The organism is Commensalibacter communis (assembly GCF_947179015.1).
Taxonomy (GTDB): Bacteria; Pseudomonadota; Alphaproteobacteria; order Acetobacterales; family Acetobacteraceae; genus Commensalibacter; species Commensalibacter communis.
The window spans coordinates 200,476-214,951 of record NZ_CAMXCM010000003.1 but is presented as its reverse complement, the minus strand read 5'-3'; the positions used below and the strand labels follow the sequence as shown (position 1 = coordinate 214,951).

The 14,476-nt window shown below is 37.8% G+C and carries 16 protein-coding genes; 4 read left to right on the top strand and 12 right to left on the bottom strand.

The annotated features are described in order from the left end of the window. Nucleotides 1–35: 35 nt before the first annotated feature. The 11 genes from PQG54_RS07660 to folK all read right to left on the bottom strand — a co-directional run bounded on the left by PQG54_RS07660 (nucleotide 36) and on the right by folK (nucleotide 9,508). Complete coding sequence (locus PQG54_RS07660; RefSeq protein ID WP_271788555.1) at nucleotides 36–914, bottom strand: phosphatidate cytidylyltransferase; 879 nt, start codon at nucleotides 912–914, stop codon at nucleotides 36–38. Continuing rightward, nucleotides 904–1,680: a polyprenyl diphosphate synthase gene (gene uppS / locus PQG54_RS07655; RefSeq protein ID WP_271788554.1), complete on the bottom strand. Its 777-nt coding sequence runs from the start codon at nucleotides 1,678–1,680 to the stop codon at nucleotides 904–906. Before uppS ends, PQG54_RS07660 begins: the two co-directional genes overlap by 11 nt. 27 nt (nucleotides 1,681–1,707) lie before the next feature. After that, nucleotides 1,708–2,229, bottom strand: a complete 522-nt coding sequence (gene frr / locus PQG54_RS07650; RefSeq protein WP_271789513.1) for a ribosome recycling factor — start codon at nucleotides 2,227–2,229, stop codon at nucleotides 1,708–1,710. Between the two features lie 83 nt (nucleotides 2,230–2,312). After that, entirely contained in the window at nucleotides 2,313–3,056 is a 744-nt protein-coding gene (pyrH, locus tag PQG54_RS07645) for a UMP kinase (protein WP_271788553.1), read from the bottom strand. 109 nt (nucleotides 3,057–3,165) lie between these two features. Continuing rightward, nucleotides 3,166–4,047, bottom strand: coding sequence for a GTPase Era (era, locus tag PQG54_RS07640; RefSeq protein ID WP_271788552.1), 882 nt, complete (start codon nucleotides 4,045–4,047; stop codon nucleotides 3,166–3,168). Nucleotides 4,048–4,057: 10 nt separating this feature from the next. Further along, nucleotides 4,058–4,798: a ribonuclease III gene (rnc, locus tag PQG54_RS07635; protein WP_271788551.1), complete on the bottom strand. Its 741-nt coding sequence runs from the start codon at nucleotides 4,796–4,798 to the stop codon at nucleotides 4,058–4,060. Further along, complete coding sequence (gene lepB / locus PQG54_RS07630) at nucleotides 4,795–5,649, bottom strand: signal peptidase I (protein WP_271788550.1); 855 nt, start codon at nucleotides 5,647–5,649, stop codon at nucleotides 4,795–4,797. Before lepB ends, rnc begins: the two co-directional genes overlap by 4 nt. 98 nt (nucleotides 5,650–5,747) lie before the next feature. Further along, complete coding sequence (gene acpS, locus PQG54_RS07625; RefSeq protein WP_271788549.1) at nucleotides 5,748–6,158, bottom strand: holo-ACP synthase; 411 nt, start codon at nucleotides 6,156–6,158, stop codon at nucleotides 5,748–5,750. Between the two features lie 12 nt (nucleotides 6,159–6,170). Further along, nucleotides 6,171–8,447: a RelA/SpoT family protein gene (locus PQG54_RS07620; RefSeq protein ID WP_271788548.1), complete on the bottom strand. Its 2,277-nt coding sequence runs from the start codon at nucleotides 8,445–8,447 to the stop codon at nucleotides 6,171–6,173. Between the two features lie 76 nt (nucleotides 8,448–8,523). Continuing rightward, entirely contained in the window at nucleotides 8,524–8,931 is a 408-nt protein-coding gene (gene rpoZ, locus PQG54_RS07615; protein WP_271788547.1) for a DNA-directed RNA polymerase subunit omega, read from the bottom strand. A 73-nt stretch (nucleotides 8,932–9,004) separates the two neighbouring features. Further along, the gene (gene folK / locus PQG54_RS07610) at nucleotides 9,005–9,508 is read right to left on the bottom strand and encodes a 2-amino-4-hydroxy-6-hydroxymethyldihydropteridine diphosphokinase (RefSeq protein ID WP_271788546.1); all 504 of its coding nucleotides are present in this window, start codon (nucleotides 9,506–9,508) and stop codon (nucleotides 9,005–9,007) included. Between the two features lie 134 nt (nucleotides 9,509–9,642). Here folK and PQG54_RS07605 point away from each other — a divergent pair, with 134 nt between their 5' ends. The 4 genes from PQG54_RS07605 (at nucleotide 9,643) to PQG54_RS07590 (ending at nucleotide 12,919) form a co-directional block, all read left to right on the top strand. After that, nucleotides 9,643–10,227 carry a LabA-like NYN domain-containing protein gene (locus tag PQG54_RS07605; protein ID WP_271788545.1) on the top strand — a complete coding sequence of 195 codons (585 nt, stop codon included), beginning with the start codon at nucleotides 9,643–9,645 and terminating at the stop codon, nucleotides 10,225–10,227. A gap of 15 nt (nucleotides 10,228–10,242) precedes the next feature. Then, a complete protein-coding gene (locus PQG54_RS07600) occupies nucleotides 10,243–10,890 on the top strand; it encodes a uracil-DNA glycosylase (protein ID WP_271788544.1) in 648 nt (215 codons plus the stop codon). 233 nt (nucleotides 10,891–11,123) lie between these two features. Then, nucleotides 11,124–12,605 carry a PepSY-associated TM helix domain-containing protein gene (locus tag PQG54_RS07595; RefSeq protein ID WP_271788543.1) on the top strand — a complete coding sequence of 494 codons (1,482 nt, stop codon included), beginning with the start codon at nucleotides 11,124–11,126 and terminating at the stop codon, nucleotides 12,603–12,605. After that, nucleotides 12,605–12,919, top strand: coding sequence for a hypothetical protein (locus PQG54_RS07590; protein ID WP_271788542.1), 315 nt, complete (start codon nucleotides 12,605–12,607; stop codon nucleotides 12,917–12,919). The genes PQG54_RS07595 and PQG54_RS07590 overlap by 1 nt, the downstream gene beginning before the upstream one ends. 10 nt (nucleotides 12,920–12,929) lie before the next feature. Here PQG54_RS07590 and PQG54_RS07585 read toward each other — a convergent pair whose 3' ends face one another. Further along, a complete protein-coding gene (locus PQG54_RS07585; RefSeq protein WP_271788541.1) occupies nucleotides 12,930–14,441 on the bottom strand; it encodes a Ppx/GppA family phosphatase in 1,512 nt (503 codons plus the stop codon). Between the last annotated feature and the right edge of the window lie 35 nt (nucleotides 14,442–14,476).

The window sequence follows — 14,476 nt, the reverse complement described above, 5'->3', positions numbered from 1 at the left end:
CTTGAAATATCCTTGCACATAATTGAGTTAATATTTTATCTAATGATTGTCAAAGGAAGGAATATAGGCTGTTGATCGCCCACAGTTTTTGTTGACAATAATGAGCCCCCCCATTTATCCAAACTTTTGTCAGCTGGCAAAACACAAGAAATAAGAGCAACAAAAATTGAAACAAATAATAATGCATCAAAACGATCCAATACGCCACCATGACCAGGAATGATTTTACCAGAATCTTTTACACCCAATTCTCGTTTTAATTTACTTTCAAGCAAATCACCAATCTGTGCAACAATACCCGTGACCATCCCAAAAATGGCTCCACCGATATAGGCTGTATATAACCCACCACAAAGATAACCCACAATGATACTGCCAACACAGCCTGCGCCAATTAATCCACCAAACGCACCCGACCAAGTTTTTCCAGGAGAAACAGAAGGAATTAGTTTTGGACCGCCAAAAGTTTTGCCTGCTATATACGCAAAGCTATCGCTCGCAATGACGACAATCACAATAAAGATGACAGGATGCATTTCAGATGCCGTCATAAAACGTAACCATAACAAGGATATGCCTGCACCACCAATAACGACAGATCCCAGCCACAATTGCGGACCAAAAATAAAAGGAGCCCATCCAACAATTAAAATTGCTGGCCACCACATTCCTTTTATAACGGCTGCATAAGCAATCAAAGGCCATATTAGAAATACCGCAACACGATAATTGGAAAGTTTCTTTTTAAATAAATTCGCCCATTCCACAGTCATGGCAACGCTGATAATGCACAGCAAACCAATAAAAAACCACTGCCCGTAAATAATACAAAATAAAGCAATTGGAATAATAACCAGAGCAGAAACGATACGTAAAGGCAAATCTTGCCAAGAAGATTTTGAATTATTTATCACTAACGGTTAATCCTGGTCTAGAACCAAAGCGCCTATCTCGACGAACATAGATATTCAAGATATGATTGAAATGCTCTTCGTTAAAATCTGGCCATAGCGTCTGAACAAACACCAATTCTGCATAAGCAGATTGCCACAGCAGAAAATTAGATAACCGACATTCGCCACTTGTTCTGACAATTAAATCTGGGTCAGGAATATCAGGTGCAAATAAGTATTGAGCAAAAACATCTTCAGTTACTTGCGCCAAACTTATCTTATTTGCCTGCACATCACTGGCAACACGCTGAACGGCTTGAATAATTTCCCCACGCCCTCCATATGACAAAGCAAGCGTTAAAATCAAGCGCGTGTTGTTTTCAGTCAGCTGTTCAATTGCTTTAAATTCACGTTGCAATTTCTCATCAAAACGCGCACTGTCACCGATAATACGCACGCAAACGCCTTCTTTGTGTAATTTACGTGCCTCAAATTTAATATAATATCTTAACAGAGCCGTTAAATCAGCAACTTCCTCGGGCGTTCTACGCCAATTTTCAGAAGAAAAAGCATAAAGCGTCAACCACGGAATATTATTCCGAATTGCCGCTTTGATACATCGTTTAACAGCTTGCGCTCCTTCTTTATGTCCAGCAACTCTCGGCAAAGATTTCGCTTCAGCCCATCGACTATTGCCATCCATAATAATTGCAACATGCCGAGGCAGAGATTTAGGTTCAGACAATTTTAAACATTCGTTAGTTTTATCCAAAGGAGAACAAGCCATCACAAAATATCATTTCAGTCTATCAGACTAAACTTGCTTAATATCGCGCTCTTTTTCAACAAGAACTTCGTCAATCTTATTGACATATTGATCGGTGATTTTCTGAATTTCATCAGACCAAACTTTTACATCATCCTGACTAATATCACCATTTTTTTCAGCAGCTTTGGTTTTATCCATTCCATCACGACGCACATTACGCACAGCAACTTTTGCGGCTTCTGCATAACGACCCGCAGCTTTTACCATCTCATTACGGCGCTCTTCGGTCAATTGAGGAATTGGTACACGAATAAGTTGCCCATCTGGCATTGGATTTAATCCCAATCCACTTTCACGAATGGCTTTATCAACCAGACTGACCAAGCCTTTATCCCAAACTTGAACGGTTAACATTCTTGGTTCTGGTGCTGCAATAGAAGCTACTTGAGTAATAGGGGTAACACTTCCATATGCTTCTACACGAATTGGTTCTAACAAAGCAGCAGTTGCACGACCTGAACGTAAGCCAGCCAAATCATGTTTAAAAGAGTCAATCGCACTGCTCATACGACGTTCTATGTCTTTTTTTAAACTATCAATATCATCAACCACAAAAGAAATCCTTTTTAACAAATATTATATTTAATGAACTAAGAATTAGCTTCAGAAACAACGACTTTTGTAAACGTACCTTCATTATTGATGACACGGCTAAAATTACCTTTTTCGTGCACATCAAAAACAATAATTGGCAATTTATTATCACGAGCCAGACTTAATGCCGTCGCATCCATTACATTTAATCCTTTCGCCAAAGCCTCTGTATAGGTCAAGATATCATATCGTTTAGCTTCTGGATTCTTCTTAGGGTCTGAATCATAAACACCATCGACTTGTGTTCCTTTTAACATAAGGTCACAATCCATTTCAATAGCCCGTAGTGCAGCAGCCGTATCCGTAGTAAAATAAGGATTTCCCGTGCCAGCAGCAAAGATCACGACATGTCCTTTATCCATATGACGCATTGCCTTATCACGAATATAAGTTTCAGCAATCTGCGGCATAGAAATTGCAGACATGATATAACTATCTATATTATGTTGTTGCAAAACACTATTCATTACAACCGCATTGATGACAGTTGCCAACATACCTGCGTAGTCGCCTTGAACTCTATCCATGCCTTTAGCAGCAGCAGTCATACCACGAAAAATATTTCCGCCACCAATAACCAAGCATACCTCTATTCCAGCATTTGCAACGCTTGCAATATCTTCAGCAATTGCGTTTGCAATTTCTGGATCAACACCGTACATCCCTCGCCCTAACAGAGCTTCGCCAGAGATTTTTAGTAACACACGTTTAGGGGTATCATTTTTCGAAGAATTAATCATTTTTTCACATCTGGTTTATAGTTATAGACGGTAAGAAATACTACAACAGCATCACTATTTTTAAAAGGATGAAATCATTTTTATCAATGTTTCCTGCCTTAAAAACAAATTAGTCCTCAAGACCAATTGCTTTTAAACGCGCTGATTCACCATCCCAGCCTTTACGCTCTTTAACAATCAGGAATAAATGACATGATCGATCCAATAAATGATTTAACTCTTTACGAGCTCTCTCGCCAATCATCCGTATTTTTTGTCCCTTTTCACCGATAATAATTGCTTTGTGATTGGCGCGCAAAACATAAATTGTAACATCAATGCGAACAGATCCATCTGGTCTTTCTTTGAAACTTTCCGTTTCAGCAGTCACTGAATAAGGAACCTCTTCATGCGTTTGCATAAAGATTTGTTCCCTGACCAACTCAGCAGCCAATAAACGATCAGGTAGGTTTGTTAAATCATCCTCTGGATATAACCAAGGACTTTTTGGAAGAGATTCTGCCAATGCATCTAATAAATCATCTACACCACTACCAGTTTTGGCGCTAACCATAAAGCTTTTTTCGATAGATAGAATAGAAGTAATTTCTTGAGTCAATGGCAGCAATTTTTGTGGATTTATTTTATCAATTTTGTTAAATACCAACCAAATACGACGGGAATTCTCTTTTAAATGGTTAATAATATCTCGATTTTCATCCGTTAGGCCAAGATTAGCATCGATTAACAGCAACGTAATATCCGCATCCACAGCACCTGTCCAAGCGGCTGCCACCATCGCTTCATCAAGTTTTCTTTTCGGTTTAAAAATACCTGGCGTATCCATCAACAAAATTTGAGTTTGTTGACGCATCACAATCCCCAAAATACGCATACGCGTGGTTTGTGCTTTTGGACTAACAATCGATAATTTAGCACCCGCCATTTTATTTAATAAGGTTGATTTACCCGCATTTGGTGCCCCAATCAAAGCCACAAACCCACAATGCATATTCTTTATCCTACTTTTTCTTGTTTTTAATTAATTCTAATTGAAGAAGCAAATCTTTGGCTGCGGCACTTTCTGCTGCACGTTTATTACCCCCTTCGCCCCTACCTTCATGGTTTTTCACAACAACTTTAATAACAAAAATTGGTGTATGAGATGGGCCCTCTTGAGAAACCAACTCATAAACAGGCAGCGGCAATCCTCTGGCCAATACCCATTCTTGCAACGCTGTCTTTGAATCTTTTGGCGGCAAAGACTGTGATTCAATAATTTCTGCCCATACTTTATGAACCAAATTTTGAACGGGTTTTAACCCACCATCTAAATACATTGCACCCAAGATTGCCTCGACAGCATCAGCCAACACACTATCTGTATGATGAACACCAGCTTTCTCTTCGTGTGAAGCAACATGAATAGCCTCTGAGATATTCAAAATCGCTGCAATTTGAGCCAAAACGGTCTTAGAAACCAAATGCGCATGTCTTGGCCCCAAATCCCCTTCTTGTTCATTAGGATAGCGTTTTAATAACCATTCTGCCATTACTAATCCCAGCACGCGATCACCAATAAATTCTAATCGCTCATTTGAACTGACACGTTTAACTTTTTTACGAGAAGAACGATTCTCGTAAATGGCAGAGCGATGGGTAAGTGCTTTTTGCAATAATGCCTTTGATTGAAACGAATAACCTAATTTGCTTTCCAAAGTTTTCTCTGAAAAAGCAAGATCCTTTTGCATATCTAATGTCATTTCACAGTCTTAAATAATCGGTTCCAACGAATTTCTTGGGGCCAATGCCAGAATTGCCAAACAGGATATTTGCTATCATAAGAATAAAAAATAAATTGAACTTTTCCAATAAGATTTTCGATCGGCACAAAACCCAGATAATTTTCGGTATTAGGATCGTTAAATCGACTATCTGCACTATGATCACGATTATCGCCCATCGCAAAAAAATGATCTGCAGGCACATGATAAGGAATAGTATAATTTGGATTGATATCCCCATTACATACCAAATCTTCTCCGCAAGGATTGATCATTGCTTGTAAAATCTTATGCTCTACGATCGAACCATCTTTACGCGGCAAATATTCAGTATATAGATTTTCAGTAATTTCTGGTTTGTTTGGCGATTCTTGATATGTATATGGCCCATCTGAACGACGATTAACGGGTTTGTCATCAATATATAAAACACCATTTTTAACTTGAATTGTATCACCAGGCAAACCAATCAATCTTTTTACATAATAATCAAACGGTGGTTTTGTGCTTCTAAATACAACAACATCACCCCTTTGAGGAGGGGTATACCAAATACGTCCTTTAAAATCTGGCTGTGAAAAGAAAAATGAGTGCTTTGAATAACCATAACTATACTTACTGACAAAAATATAATCCCCAATCAGTAACGTCGGTATCATAGACCCTGATGGAATATTAAAAGGAGCAAATAGTAAGCACCGAACCACAACAATAATAACGACAGCCCAAAACACTGTCGATACCATCTCCATCATTCCTTTTAACCCTGTCGACTTTTGCTTTGTTCCATCAGGATTTTGATTTGCATCATTATTTAAATTATTATTCATACTCTCTTATCAATCACGTTACTTTGATACCTATTATTTATATTAATATGAACGCTATGAACGCTATGAACGCTATCAAGCCTTACTTAGTATCTTATCTATTCCTTGTTAGGCAATAATTCAATCATTACTTGTGCAAATGCATAAGGATGTTCATCGGTCATCGTTAATAAAAGATTGGGTTTATATCCATCTTTACCCAATGCTCGCAATCGTTCCAATGCGCCGTTCGTCAATTTTAAAGAGGGTTGACCACTAGGTAAGTTAATAACTTCAATATCATGGTAAAAAACCTGATCGTTAAATCCCGTTCCCAACGCTTTGGCACAAGCCTCCTTGGCTGCCCAGCGTTTAGCATATGTTCCTATACGCGTTTGACCATACCGCCCCTCTGCCTTTTTAATTTCGTTTGATGTGAATATACGCCCCTTAAAACGATCACCATGGCGTTCTAAAACGGCTTCAATACGCCGCATGTCACATAAATCAGAGCCTATACCTACAATCATTCTTTATATTCCTTAGCTCACAGATCGCTCTACGTGAATAATACCTTTGATAACTTGTAATCCCAAGACCAAAGAATTCAAATGCTCAACGTCTTTCACTTCAAGATCTAATAAGATTTCAATGAAATCGATATGTCTATTCAAAATCTTCAAATTCAAAATACTGCCATTATACTGAGCCGTACGATTTGTTATACTTGCCAACAATTCGGAATTATTTTCGCCTACAACTTTAATTCGACCCACATAGTTTTTCTTTGAATCAACATGACTCAGAATATCATAATCCCAATCCATACTCATAAAACGTTCCGGCATAGAAGCATAATTACTTAACATCGCACAGGATTTACGATGCACGGTAATCCCCTTGCCTGTCGAGACAATCCCCACCACTGCGTCCCCAGGCAATGGGTGGCAACATCCCGCAAAATGAACACTAATGCCTTTTTCCATCCCTTTCAAAGGAATGACATTCTGGTGTTGTCCACCCATACTGGATACAGAAGAAGATGATGATTTCTTTTCGCTTAAGCCTGGCACAAAACGAGGCGCTCTTTTCGTAGGCCGCAATTCTGGATAAGCGGTATAAACGACGTCTTTGGCTAATAAAGCGTTACTGCCAACCGCGACATATAAATCCGTCACAGAAGATTGTTTCAAAGGTTTCAAAACATTTTCAAGAATTTTTTGTGATCCATCAACCCCTTCTTGACGAAATGCTTTTGCCAAAGCAACGCGGCCAGCTTCGATCTTAATTGCTTTTTGCTGACCACTTACAAAATGACGAATGCGCGCTCTGGCTTTGCCCGTTACGACAAATCGTTCCCAAGAAGGAGAAGGATTTCCCTCTCTGGCAGTCATAATTTCAACTTGAGCACCATTATGAAGCTGCTCTCTTAATGGAACCAACCGACCATTAACCTTAGCACCAACACAACGATCCCCAACCTGGCTATGCACTGCATAGGCAAAATCAACTGGTGTGGCACCACGAGGTAACTGTATCAATTCCCCTCTTGGCGTAAAGCAAAAAACAGAATCTTGATAAAGCTCTAACTTGGTATTTTCAAGAAACTCATCTGGTGCCGCTGAATCTTCTAAAATATCCAATAAATCTTGAACCCAACGTAACTTTTTAAACTTGGGTGCAACTTCGGCAACATTAGAGTTAAGTTTTTCTTGATCTTTACCAACAACAGGTAGTTGTTTATATACCCAATGAGACGCAACACCATTTTCGGCAATATCATGCATTTCACGCGTTCGAATTTGGATCTCAATACGTTGATTTCTCGGTTGACGTAGCGTAACCCCCGTATGAATACTTTGATACCCATTGGCCTTAGGAGCTGAGATATAATCTTTAAATCGTCCCGCCACAACGGGATAACTGCTATGCACCACACCCAAAGCAGCGTAGCATTCTTCTTTAGTCCCAACGACAATACGAAATGCCATAATATCGGATAATTGTTCGAAAGCGACTTGCCTTCTATTCATTTTTTCCCAAATAGAATAACAAGATTTCTCGCGACCAGTGATATCGACATTTCTTAAACCCGAATTTTCACAAAGCTCTTTTAATTCAGCACAAACCTCTTCAACAATATCTGCCCCTTGACCACGTAGATAGTTTAGGCGTGCTCGAATAGAAGCATCCCCTTCTGGTTCTAAAACAGCAAAGGCAATATTCTGAAGTTCGGTTTTTACATTATCCATACCGATACGCTCTGCCAATGGCGCATATATGTCCATTGTCTCGCGCGCTATCCGTTGCTTACGGTCTAAGCGTTGCACATATTGTAGCGTACGCATGTTGTGCAAACGATCCGCAAGTTTCACAATTAAAACACGGATATCTTTGGACATCGCCAACACCAGCTTGCGAAAATTTTCAGCTTGTTTGGTTCGATCTGATTGCAATTCAAGACGCGTTAACTTTGTTACACCATCAACAAGGTCCGCAACAACAACGCCAAATTCTTTTTCAAGAAATTCTCGAGTTACCTCGGTATCTTCGATTGTATCGTGAAGTAACCCTGTAATAATAGAGGTAACATCAACCCTTAGATGTGCCAATATATTCGCAACAGCCAAGGGATGAATAATATATGGCGCCCCATTGTCACGAAATTGTTTTTCGTGAGCTTTAAACGCAACTTGGAACGCCTTTTCAACAAGTGAAAGATCTGATTCAGAATCATATTTACGAATATGTCTAAGTAGACCTTCGCAATCAATATGATCGCTTTCACTTAATGCTGTGGGAAGATATATATTTTCCACTTCTAACCTTGATACTGATAATAATGCTTATAGTATATAATTAAGCATAAAAACCAATAAAAAAACAAGGATGATACTAAAAATTTTCAGAGCCAGAAGAACGTCTACGATCTAGTTCGCTCATAATTTCATTAATGTTTTCAAAAGAATTTTGTGACATGTTGCGTTTTTCTTCTTCTGCAGTCACATCTTGCAAACCAAAGATATTTTTTTCAGTTGGAATTAAATCAACAACTTCTTCGTCCACAGGCTCTGGTTCTGGTGCTCTAGCAAGTGAACGAATAATATCACTTTTAATGGCATCTAAGTCGAGTTTTTCTTCGGCGATTTCACGTAAAGCAACGACGGGATTTTTATCATTGTCGCGTTCTACTGTTAAAGCCTCTCCTCTTGAAAGGCTACGTGCTCTTTGTGCTGCATGCAAAACAAGGTCAAAACGATTAGGGATTTTTTCAATACAATCTTCAACAGTAACGCGTGCCATAAATCTAATATCTCCAGATTTGAAATTAATCTTTAGGTTTTATTCTATCTCAATTAAAAAATCAAATATCTTCTTATTTTTCGTCTAAATAAGGTACGATTTCTTGATCCTTCGGAAGCCCCGCTATTAACTCATCTACACTTTTATGTGATATAGGGTGCTTCCAATGCGGACATACATCTCTTAAGGGATATAGAACAAATCCCCTTAGATGCAACCGTGGATGGGGAATAATTAACCTTGTCGAATCCTCAATAATCTGAGCGTTTACATCCAAAATATCTAAATCCAGAGGGCGTGCTTCGTTGACTTGTTGACGCACTCTTCCTGCCTCTGCCTCTAGTTTATTTAATGTCTTTAACAACTCGATTGGTTCAATTTCTTTTGTTAATGCAATGACCCCGTTGACATAAAGGGGTTGAGATGATGGTGGAATTGGGTTAGTTTGGTACCAAGAGGATTGTTTTATAGAACATTTTAACTCTGTGGATAGACGATGCACAGCTTCTTGACACATACCATAAGGGGTATCAGACCAAACACCTGATAGATTACTTCCAACTGCTATAATAATCATAATTTTTTTCTTATACAAATTCGTCACTTAATTGAAACACATTAAGAATATTACCACTACACTATCTGCGGATTGATTAATATCAATTATAGTGAATTTTTTATAGTCGATCATTTTATTTTAGGATTATTTATATGTTTTTTAGAGAAAATGAAAAAGTTTGTCTATTCATAGATGGAGCGAATTTATATTCTGCCTCTCGGAACTTAGGATTTGATGTTGATTATAGAAATTTACTAACTTTTTTTAGAAATCATTGCAATGTGATCCGCGCTTATTATTACTCTGCGGTTCTGGATACAGAAGAATATTCCCCTCTTAAACCCCTAACCGATTGGTTGGCCTATAATGGCTTTTTCCTTGTCACAAAAAGCGCACGTGAATTTACCGATCAAAATGGTCGCAGAAGAATTAAGGGAAGCATGGATATTGAACTTGCTGTTGATATGATGGAAATTGCCCCCCACATCGATCATGCCGTTTTATTTAGTGGGGATGCTGATCTTCGTCGTTTGGTTGAATCCGTTCAAAGACAAGGCGTGCGGGTGACCGTTATTTCATCCGTCAAAACCAACCCTCCTATGGTTGGTGATGAATTGCGTCGACAGGCAGATCAGTTCTTGGATATTGTAGATATTGCCCCAGAATTCACTCGACGAACTGGCGACAGTAATCAACAAAATGATATTCCAAATCCAACAATCCCTTTTACAGATTAAATTCAAATCTCGATAATGATTAATTTACCCATACAGCCTGAACATAATTGCTCTTTATGCCCTCGATTAATGGAATATAGGGAAAGTAACAAACAATTATACACCACAGGATGGAATGCCCCTGTTCCGCCATGGGGCGATCAAAATGGAGAATTTTTAGTTGTTGGCCTCGCCCCGGGAGTAAAAGGAGCAAATCTTACAGGTCGGCCCTTTACAGGTGATTATGCGGGTATGTTACTTTATAATACCTTAGTTAAGTACGGTTTTGCGAAGGGAACTTATAATGCTGATCCTAACGATGGATTAACCTTGTCAAATTGTCGTATTGTTAATGCTGTGCGATGCGTTCCCCCTGAAAATAAACCTACCTCTCAAGAAGAGAAAAATTGTCGCTCATTTCTACTACAAGAAATACAGTATATGCCTAATTTAAAATTTATTTTGACATTGGGTGTTGTCGCACACAAAAATATTTTAGCTTGTTTTGGACGTCCCTTGACCAGTATCAAATTCAGACACGGACAATTTTTTCAGATTAATGAAAACATTACGATTATCAATAGTTATCATGTATCACGCTATAATACCAGTACTGGCGTATTGACTACCGAAATGTTCGAAAATGTTATTTTGCACATCAAGGAAAAAGTCAACCTTACTTAAAGCTATTTTTTGAACAAAAATTTCCAAATGATTAGGCCAATAACCCCAATCACCAAAAATATATATACAATTAAAGGTGAAATAGCCAATATACCCTCTGCTGTCATCTTTTCCCGCTCTAAATAAAACATGTGATTGTTAATCATACTCTGCTAATTGATAATTTAATAGTAGATATTTTCTTGTCTTATTGATAATAATAATCATTATTAATTAATAACAAGATTACAACTATGAACAAAAACTTATTTTCTTTTTTCAGAATTTGCCATCAATGGTTTGGACTTATTGGAGGATGGTTTTTGTTTGTATTATTTGTATCTGGAACAATTTCAATTTATGATAAAGAGATTACACAATGGATGCAACCCGAGTTAGGAATGTACGCTCCAACAGCATCCGTTTCCAGCACAGCATTAGATCAAGCCTATGACAGTTGGAAGCAACATAAACAAATTCGTAAGAATCTAATTGCACTTCCCTCATCCCGAGATCCATTTATCAGAGTTCTACATGCCCAAGATAATATGTTACAGGGGAATGTCATCCATCCTCAAAACGGAAATATTATCCCTGTCAGAGCAACCGGTGGAGGATATTTTATTGATAGTTTCCATAATAATTTATTTATTGGTCGTTTTATTGGAGGTGCCATTTTATTGATTGTGGGGATTGCCTTTATATTTGTTATTATCTCTGGTGTGGTTATTTATTTACCGAAAATAGTAAAAAACGCTTTCTTTGTTTACCCCAAACCTCATACAGTGCGTTTTAAATCTGATTTACATACAATCAGTGGTTTTTTCTTTTTACCTTTTTTATTCGTTGTTGCCATTAGTGGCGTTTTGTTTTTGGCACCTCGCTACTTACCCAACACTCAGCCTCTACCCAATGCTGTTCAGACAAAGCAACATAAAGAATTTTCACAACAATCAATACGGCCAGATCTTTTAACTTTATTGAATAAAGCACAAATTTATTTTAATACTATGCCTGGCGCGATCTTATTTACCAAAAAAGAAGTAAGATTTATCGAAGGCGATGAAAAACAAATTGCTCGACTTAAGAATTATGTTGCTTTTGATAAAAAAACACAACAAATCAGCTCTTTCTCCAAAAAGCCCACTATTATTACTTTGGTTAATCAAACATTACTCGGTATTCATACTATTCGTTCAGGCGGTCACTTTTTTCGTGTAATCTTTGCAATTATGGGCATAGGGAGCTCTGTCTTGATTGCTTGTGGGCTGTTATTTTATTCCAATCGAAAAAGAAACAGCCTAATATCGATGCATTCTATACCTCAACGATTATTTTATAGAATAACAGAAGGCATTACTATTGGCATTATTATGGGAACATTAATCGCAATGATTACTTTCCTATGGTCAAACCGTTTATTACCAGCAGAATTATCAACAAGAATAAATTGGGAAATTAACTGCTTCTTTATCAGCTTTTTCTTGGTATTAGGGGTTAGTATTATGGGATCGATATTGGAGAAAATTAAATACACTTGGCTTAACCTGACATTTATTTTTTCAGGATTATGCCTTCTTTTACCTTTTTTAAATTATATACAAACAGCACCCTATTTTATGGCAGCCATACATAACAGCAATTACTTATATCTCATCACCGATGCTGTAATTTTCACATGTGGTATTATTTTTTTACGATTATTCTTTTACATTAAAAGCAAAGGGATACATTAATGTTTATCTTGGTTATTTTTATCAATTTTCTCAGCATATTTTGCTTTATATGTTCAATCAACACGATCAGAACGCGTTATAAACTTAACCCCAGCTCTGGTATGGAAAGCGTTTATTATAAAACCTCTTTTACGACACTTAATATTCTAAGCTTAGGGCTATGTCTATATTGTTGGAATAATCCAGGATGGTTGATCTGGATTAATTTAACCTCCATTAATGCAATGATAGTCGCTTTGTGTTTAGGGTTCTATCCACAATTTTATATTAAATGGATTACATCAAGCCACTCTTTACGTAAATCATCACATTGACAGATATATATTATGAAGGTTTATTTTTGATTTCTTCTTCGTCAGATAATAACTGCGTTTCCAGTCCCATCAATTGCCCTAAACGACTTAAACGTCTGGTGACTGCATCGCTAATCACGGCATCTAGATGTTGAGAAAAGTATAGAGTCAGTTTCTTTTTGCCAACTTTTAAACGCGTTCTTAATAACAAACTGGGTAAATTGCCTGATAATGTATAGGCAACACGAAAAGCCATTCCCAGAATAATAGCTTGTTCAAATTGTTTGTGTGTTAAGATTTTCTTGGCAGAAGATAAAAACGCTTCATCAATCCCCGCTTCATATCGCATTGCGGTAGTTAATGCTAAAAAAGCACGCGTTGGATGATCAAAAGCCATTCCTGCCATACATAAAATTCTTAAATAAGATTGTTCTTTACGATAGGCTGGATGATCATGACATCCTGAGTCCGAAATTAAACATGCATTCCAACGCAACCGTTTCATCTCAACCGTTTCATTTTTAAACAAATTGCTTGTCCATTGCATTAATGCCAGAGGGAATTCTTTGACTCTGCCTGAACGTTCACTAATGTCTAATGCTGCTGCTTCTTGAGGGTCTTGATTGCATGCAGCTTCTGACACAACATTGCGCATGTACCATCCCTCACGCACGCCTTCGGCGCAAAAAATAATCTTTTCAGGGCGCATCCTAGCCAATAATTGTCCTAATACAGTTGCCGCATAAGGAAGATCATTAAGACGTTTATGAATAAAGATAGGAATATTATTAACTCCGCCCTTTGATTTTTCAATCGTCCATTCAACCATTCGTTTGGCTTCTTCATATGGTAACGTATAATAATGAACGATAGATAAAGGATAAGAGGTGTATTCCATATATAATTGAGCCATTGCTCGAAAAGCACCACCCACTAAATATAGATTTTTCTTTTTAACCTCTTCAATCCATTCAACTGATTTTAAATCTTTGGTAACAATTGATTTGGCTTTAGAAATTTTTCGCTCAGAACGATCCATTAGACGAATAACACCCAATGGCAAAGTCTGCGCATTGAACCGTTGCTGCCCACAAAGCTGTACCAATTCCATTGACCCACCGCCAATGTCCGCAACAACACCATCAGCATTTGAAATACTACATAATACACCAGCAGCAGCATAGTCAGCCTCTTGTTCACCTGTTAAAATATGAATAGGAACATTAGGCATCCATGACTGTAATTTATTGATGAATTCTTGACCATCCGTTGCATCTCTAACGGCAGCAGTGGCCAAGACAACAAAAGGATCCGCACCCATTGTCGTTGCAACCGCATAAAAACGTTTAAACACCCCTTCTGCCAAAGCAACCCCTTTGGGATTTAACCTTTTAGTTGTGTCTAAACCGCTTCCTAATCGTAATGTTGCTTTTTCATTAAAAATTATTACTGGGTTACGTTCCCTCCCCTCGAAAACGACTAAGCGAACTGAATTGGAACCTAAATCAACAATGGCTGAGCGTATCAAGGAGTGGGAACTCATATATATAATCCTTATATTATTAAAGTTTCTATTTA

Excerpts from the sequence above, each read along its gene's own strand:
- uppS (WP_271788554.1), bottom strand. The coding sequence starts at position 1,680 with ATGGCTTGTTCTCCTTTGGATAAAACTAACGAATGTTTAAAATTGTCT.
- frr (WP_271789513.1), bottom strand. The coding sequence starts at position 2,229 with ATGAGCAGTGCGATTGACTCTTTTAAACATGATTTGGCTGGCTTACGT.
- pyrH (WP_271788553.1), bottom strand. The coding sequence starts at position 3,056 with ATGATTAATTCTTCGAAAAATGATACCCCTAAACGTGTGTTACTAAAA.
- era (WP_271788552.1), bottom strand. The coding sequence starts at position 4,047 with ATGCATTGTGGGTTTGTGGCTTTGATTGGGGCACCAAATGCGGGTAAA.
- rnc (WP_271788551.1), bottom strand. The coding sequence starts at position 4,798 with ATGACATTAGATATGCAAAAGGATCTTGCTTTTTCAGAGAAAACTTTG.
- lepB (WP_271788550.1), bottom strand. The coding sequence starts at position 5,649 with ATGAATAATAATTTAAATAATGATGCAAATCAAAATCCTGATGGAACA.
- acpS (WP_271788549.1), bottom strand. The coding sequence starts at position 6,158 with ATGATTGTAGGTATAGGCTCTGATTTATGTGACATGCGGCGTATTGAA.
- rpoZ (WP_271788547.1), bottom strand. The coding sequence starts at position 8,931 with ATGGCACGCGTTACTGTTGAAGATTGTATTGAAAAAATCCCTAATCGT.
- folK (WP_271788546.1), bottom strand. The coding sequence starts at position 9,508 with ATGATTATTATAGCAGTTGGAAGTAATCTATCAGGTGTTTGGTCTGAT.
- PQG54_RS07605 (WP_271788545.1), top strand. The coding sequence starts at position 9,643 with ATGTTTTTTAGAGAAAATGAAAAAGTTTGTCTATTCATAGATGGAGCG.
- PQG54_RS07600 (WP_271788544.1), top strand. The coding sequence starts at position 10,243 with ATGATTAATTTACCCATACAGCCTGAACATAATTGCTCTTTATGCCCT.
- PQG54_RS07595 (WP_271788543.1), top strand. The coding sequence starts at position 11,124 with ATGAACAAAAACTTATTTTCTTTTTTCAGAATTTGCCATCAATGGTTT.
- PQG54_RS07590 (WP_271788542.1), top strand. The coding sequence starts at position 12,605 with ATGTTTATCTTGGTTATTTTTATCAATTTTCTCAGCATATTTTGCTTT.
- PQG54_RS07585 (WP_271788541.1), bottom strand. The coding sequence starts at position 14,441 with ATGAGTTCCCACTCCTTGATACGCTCAGCCATTGTTGATTTAGGTTCC.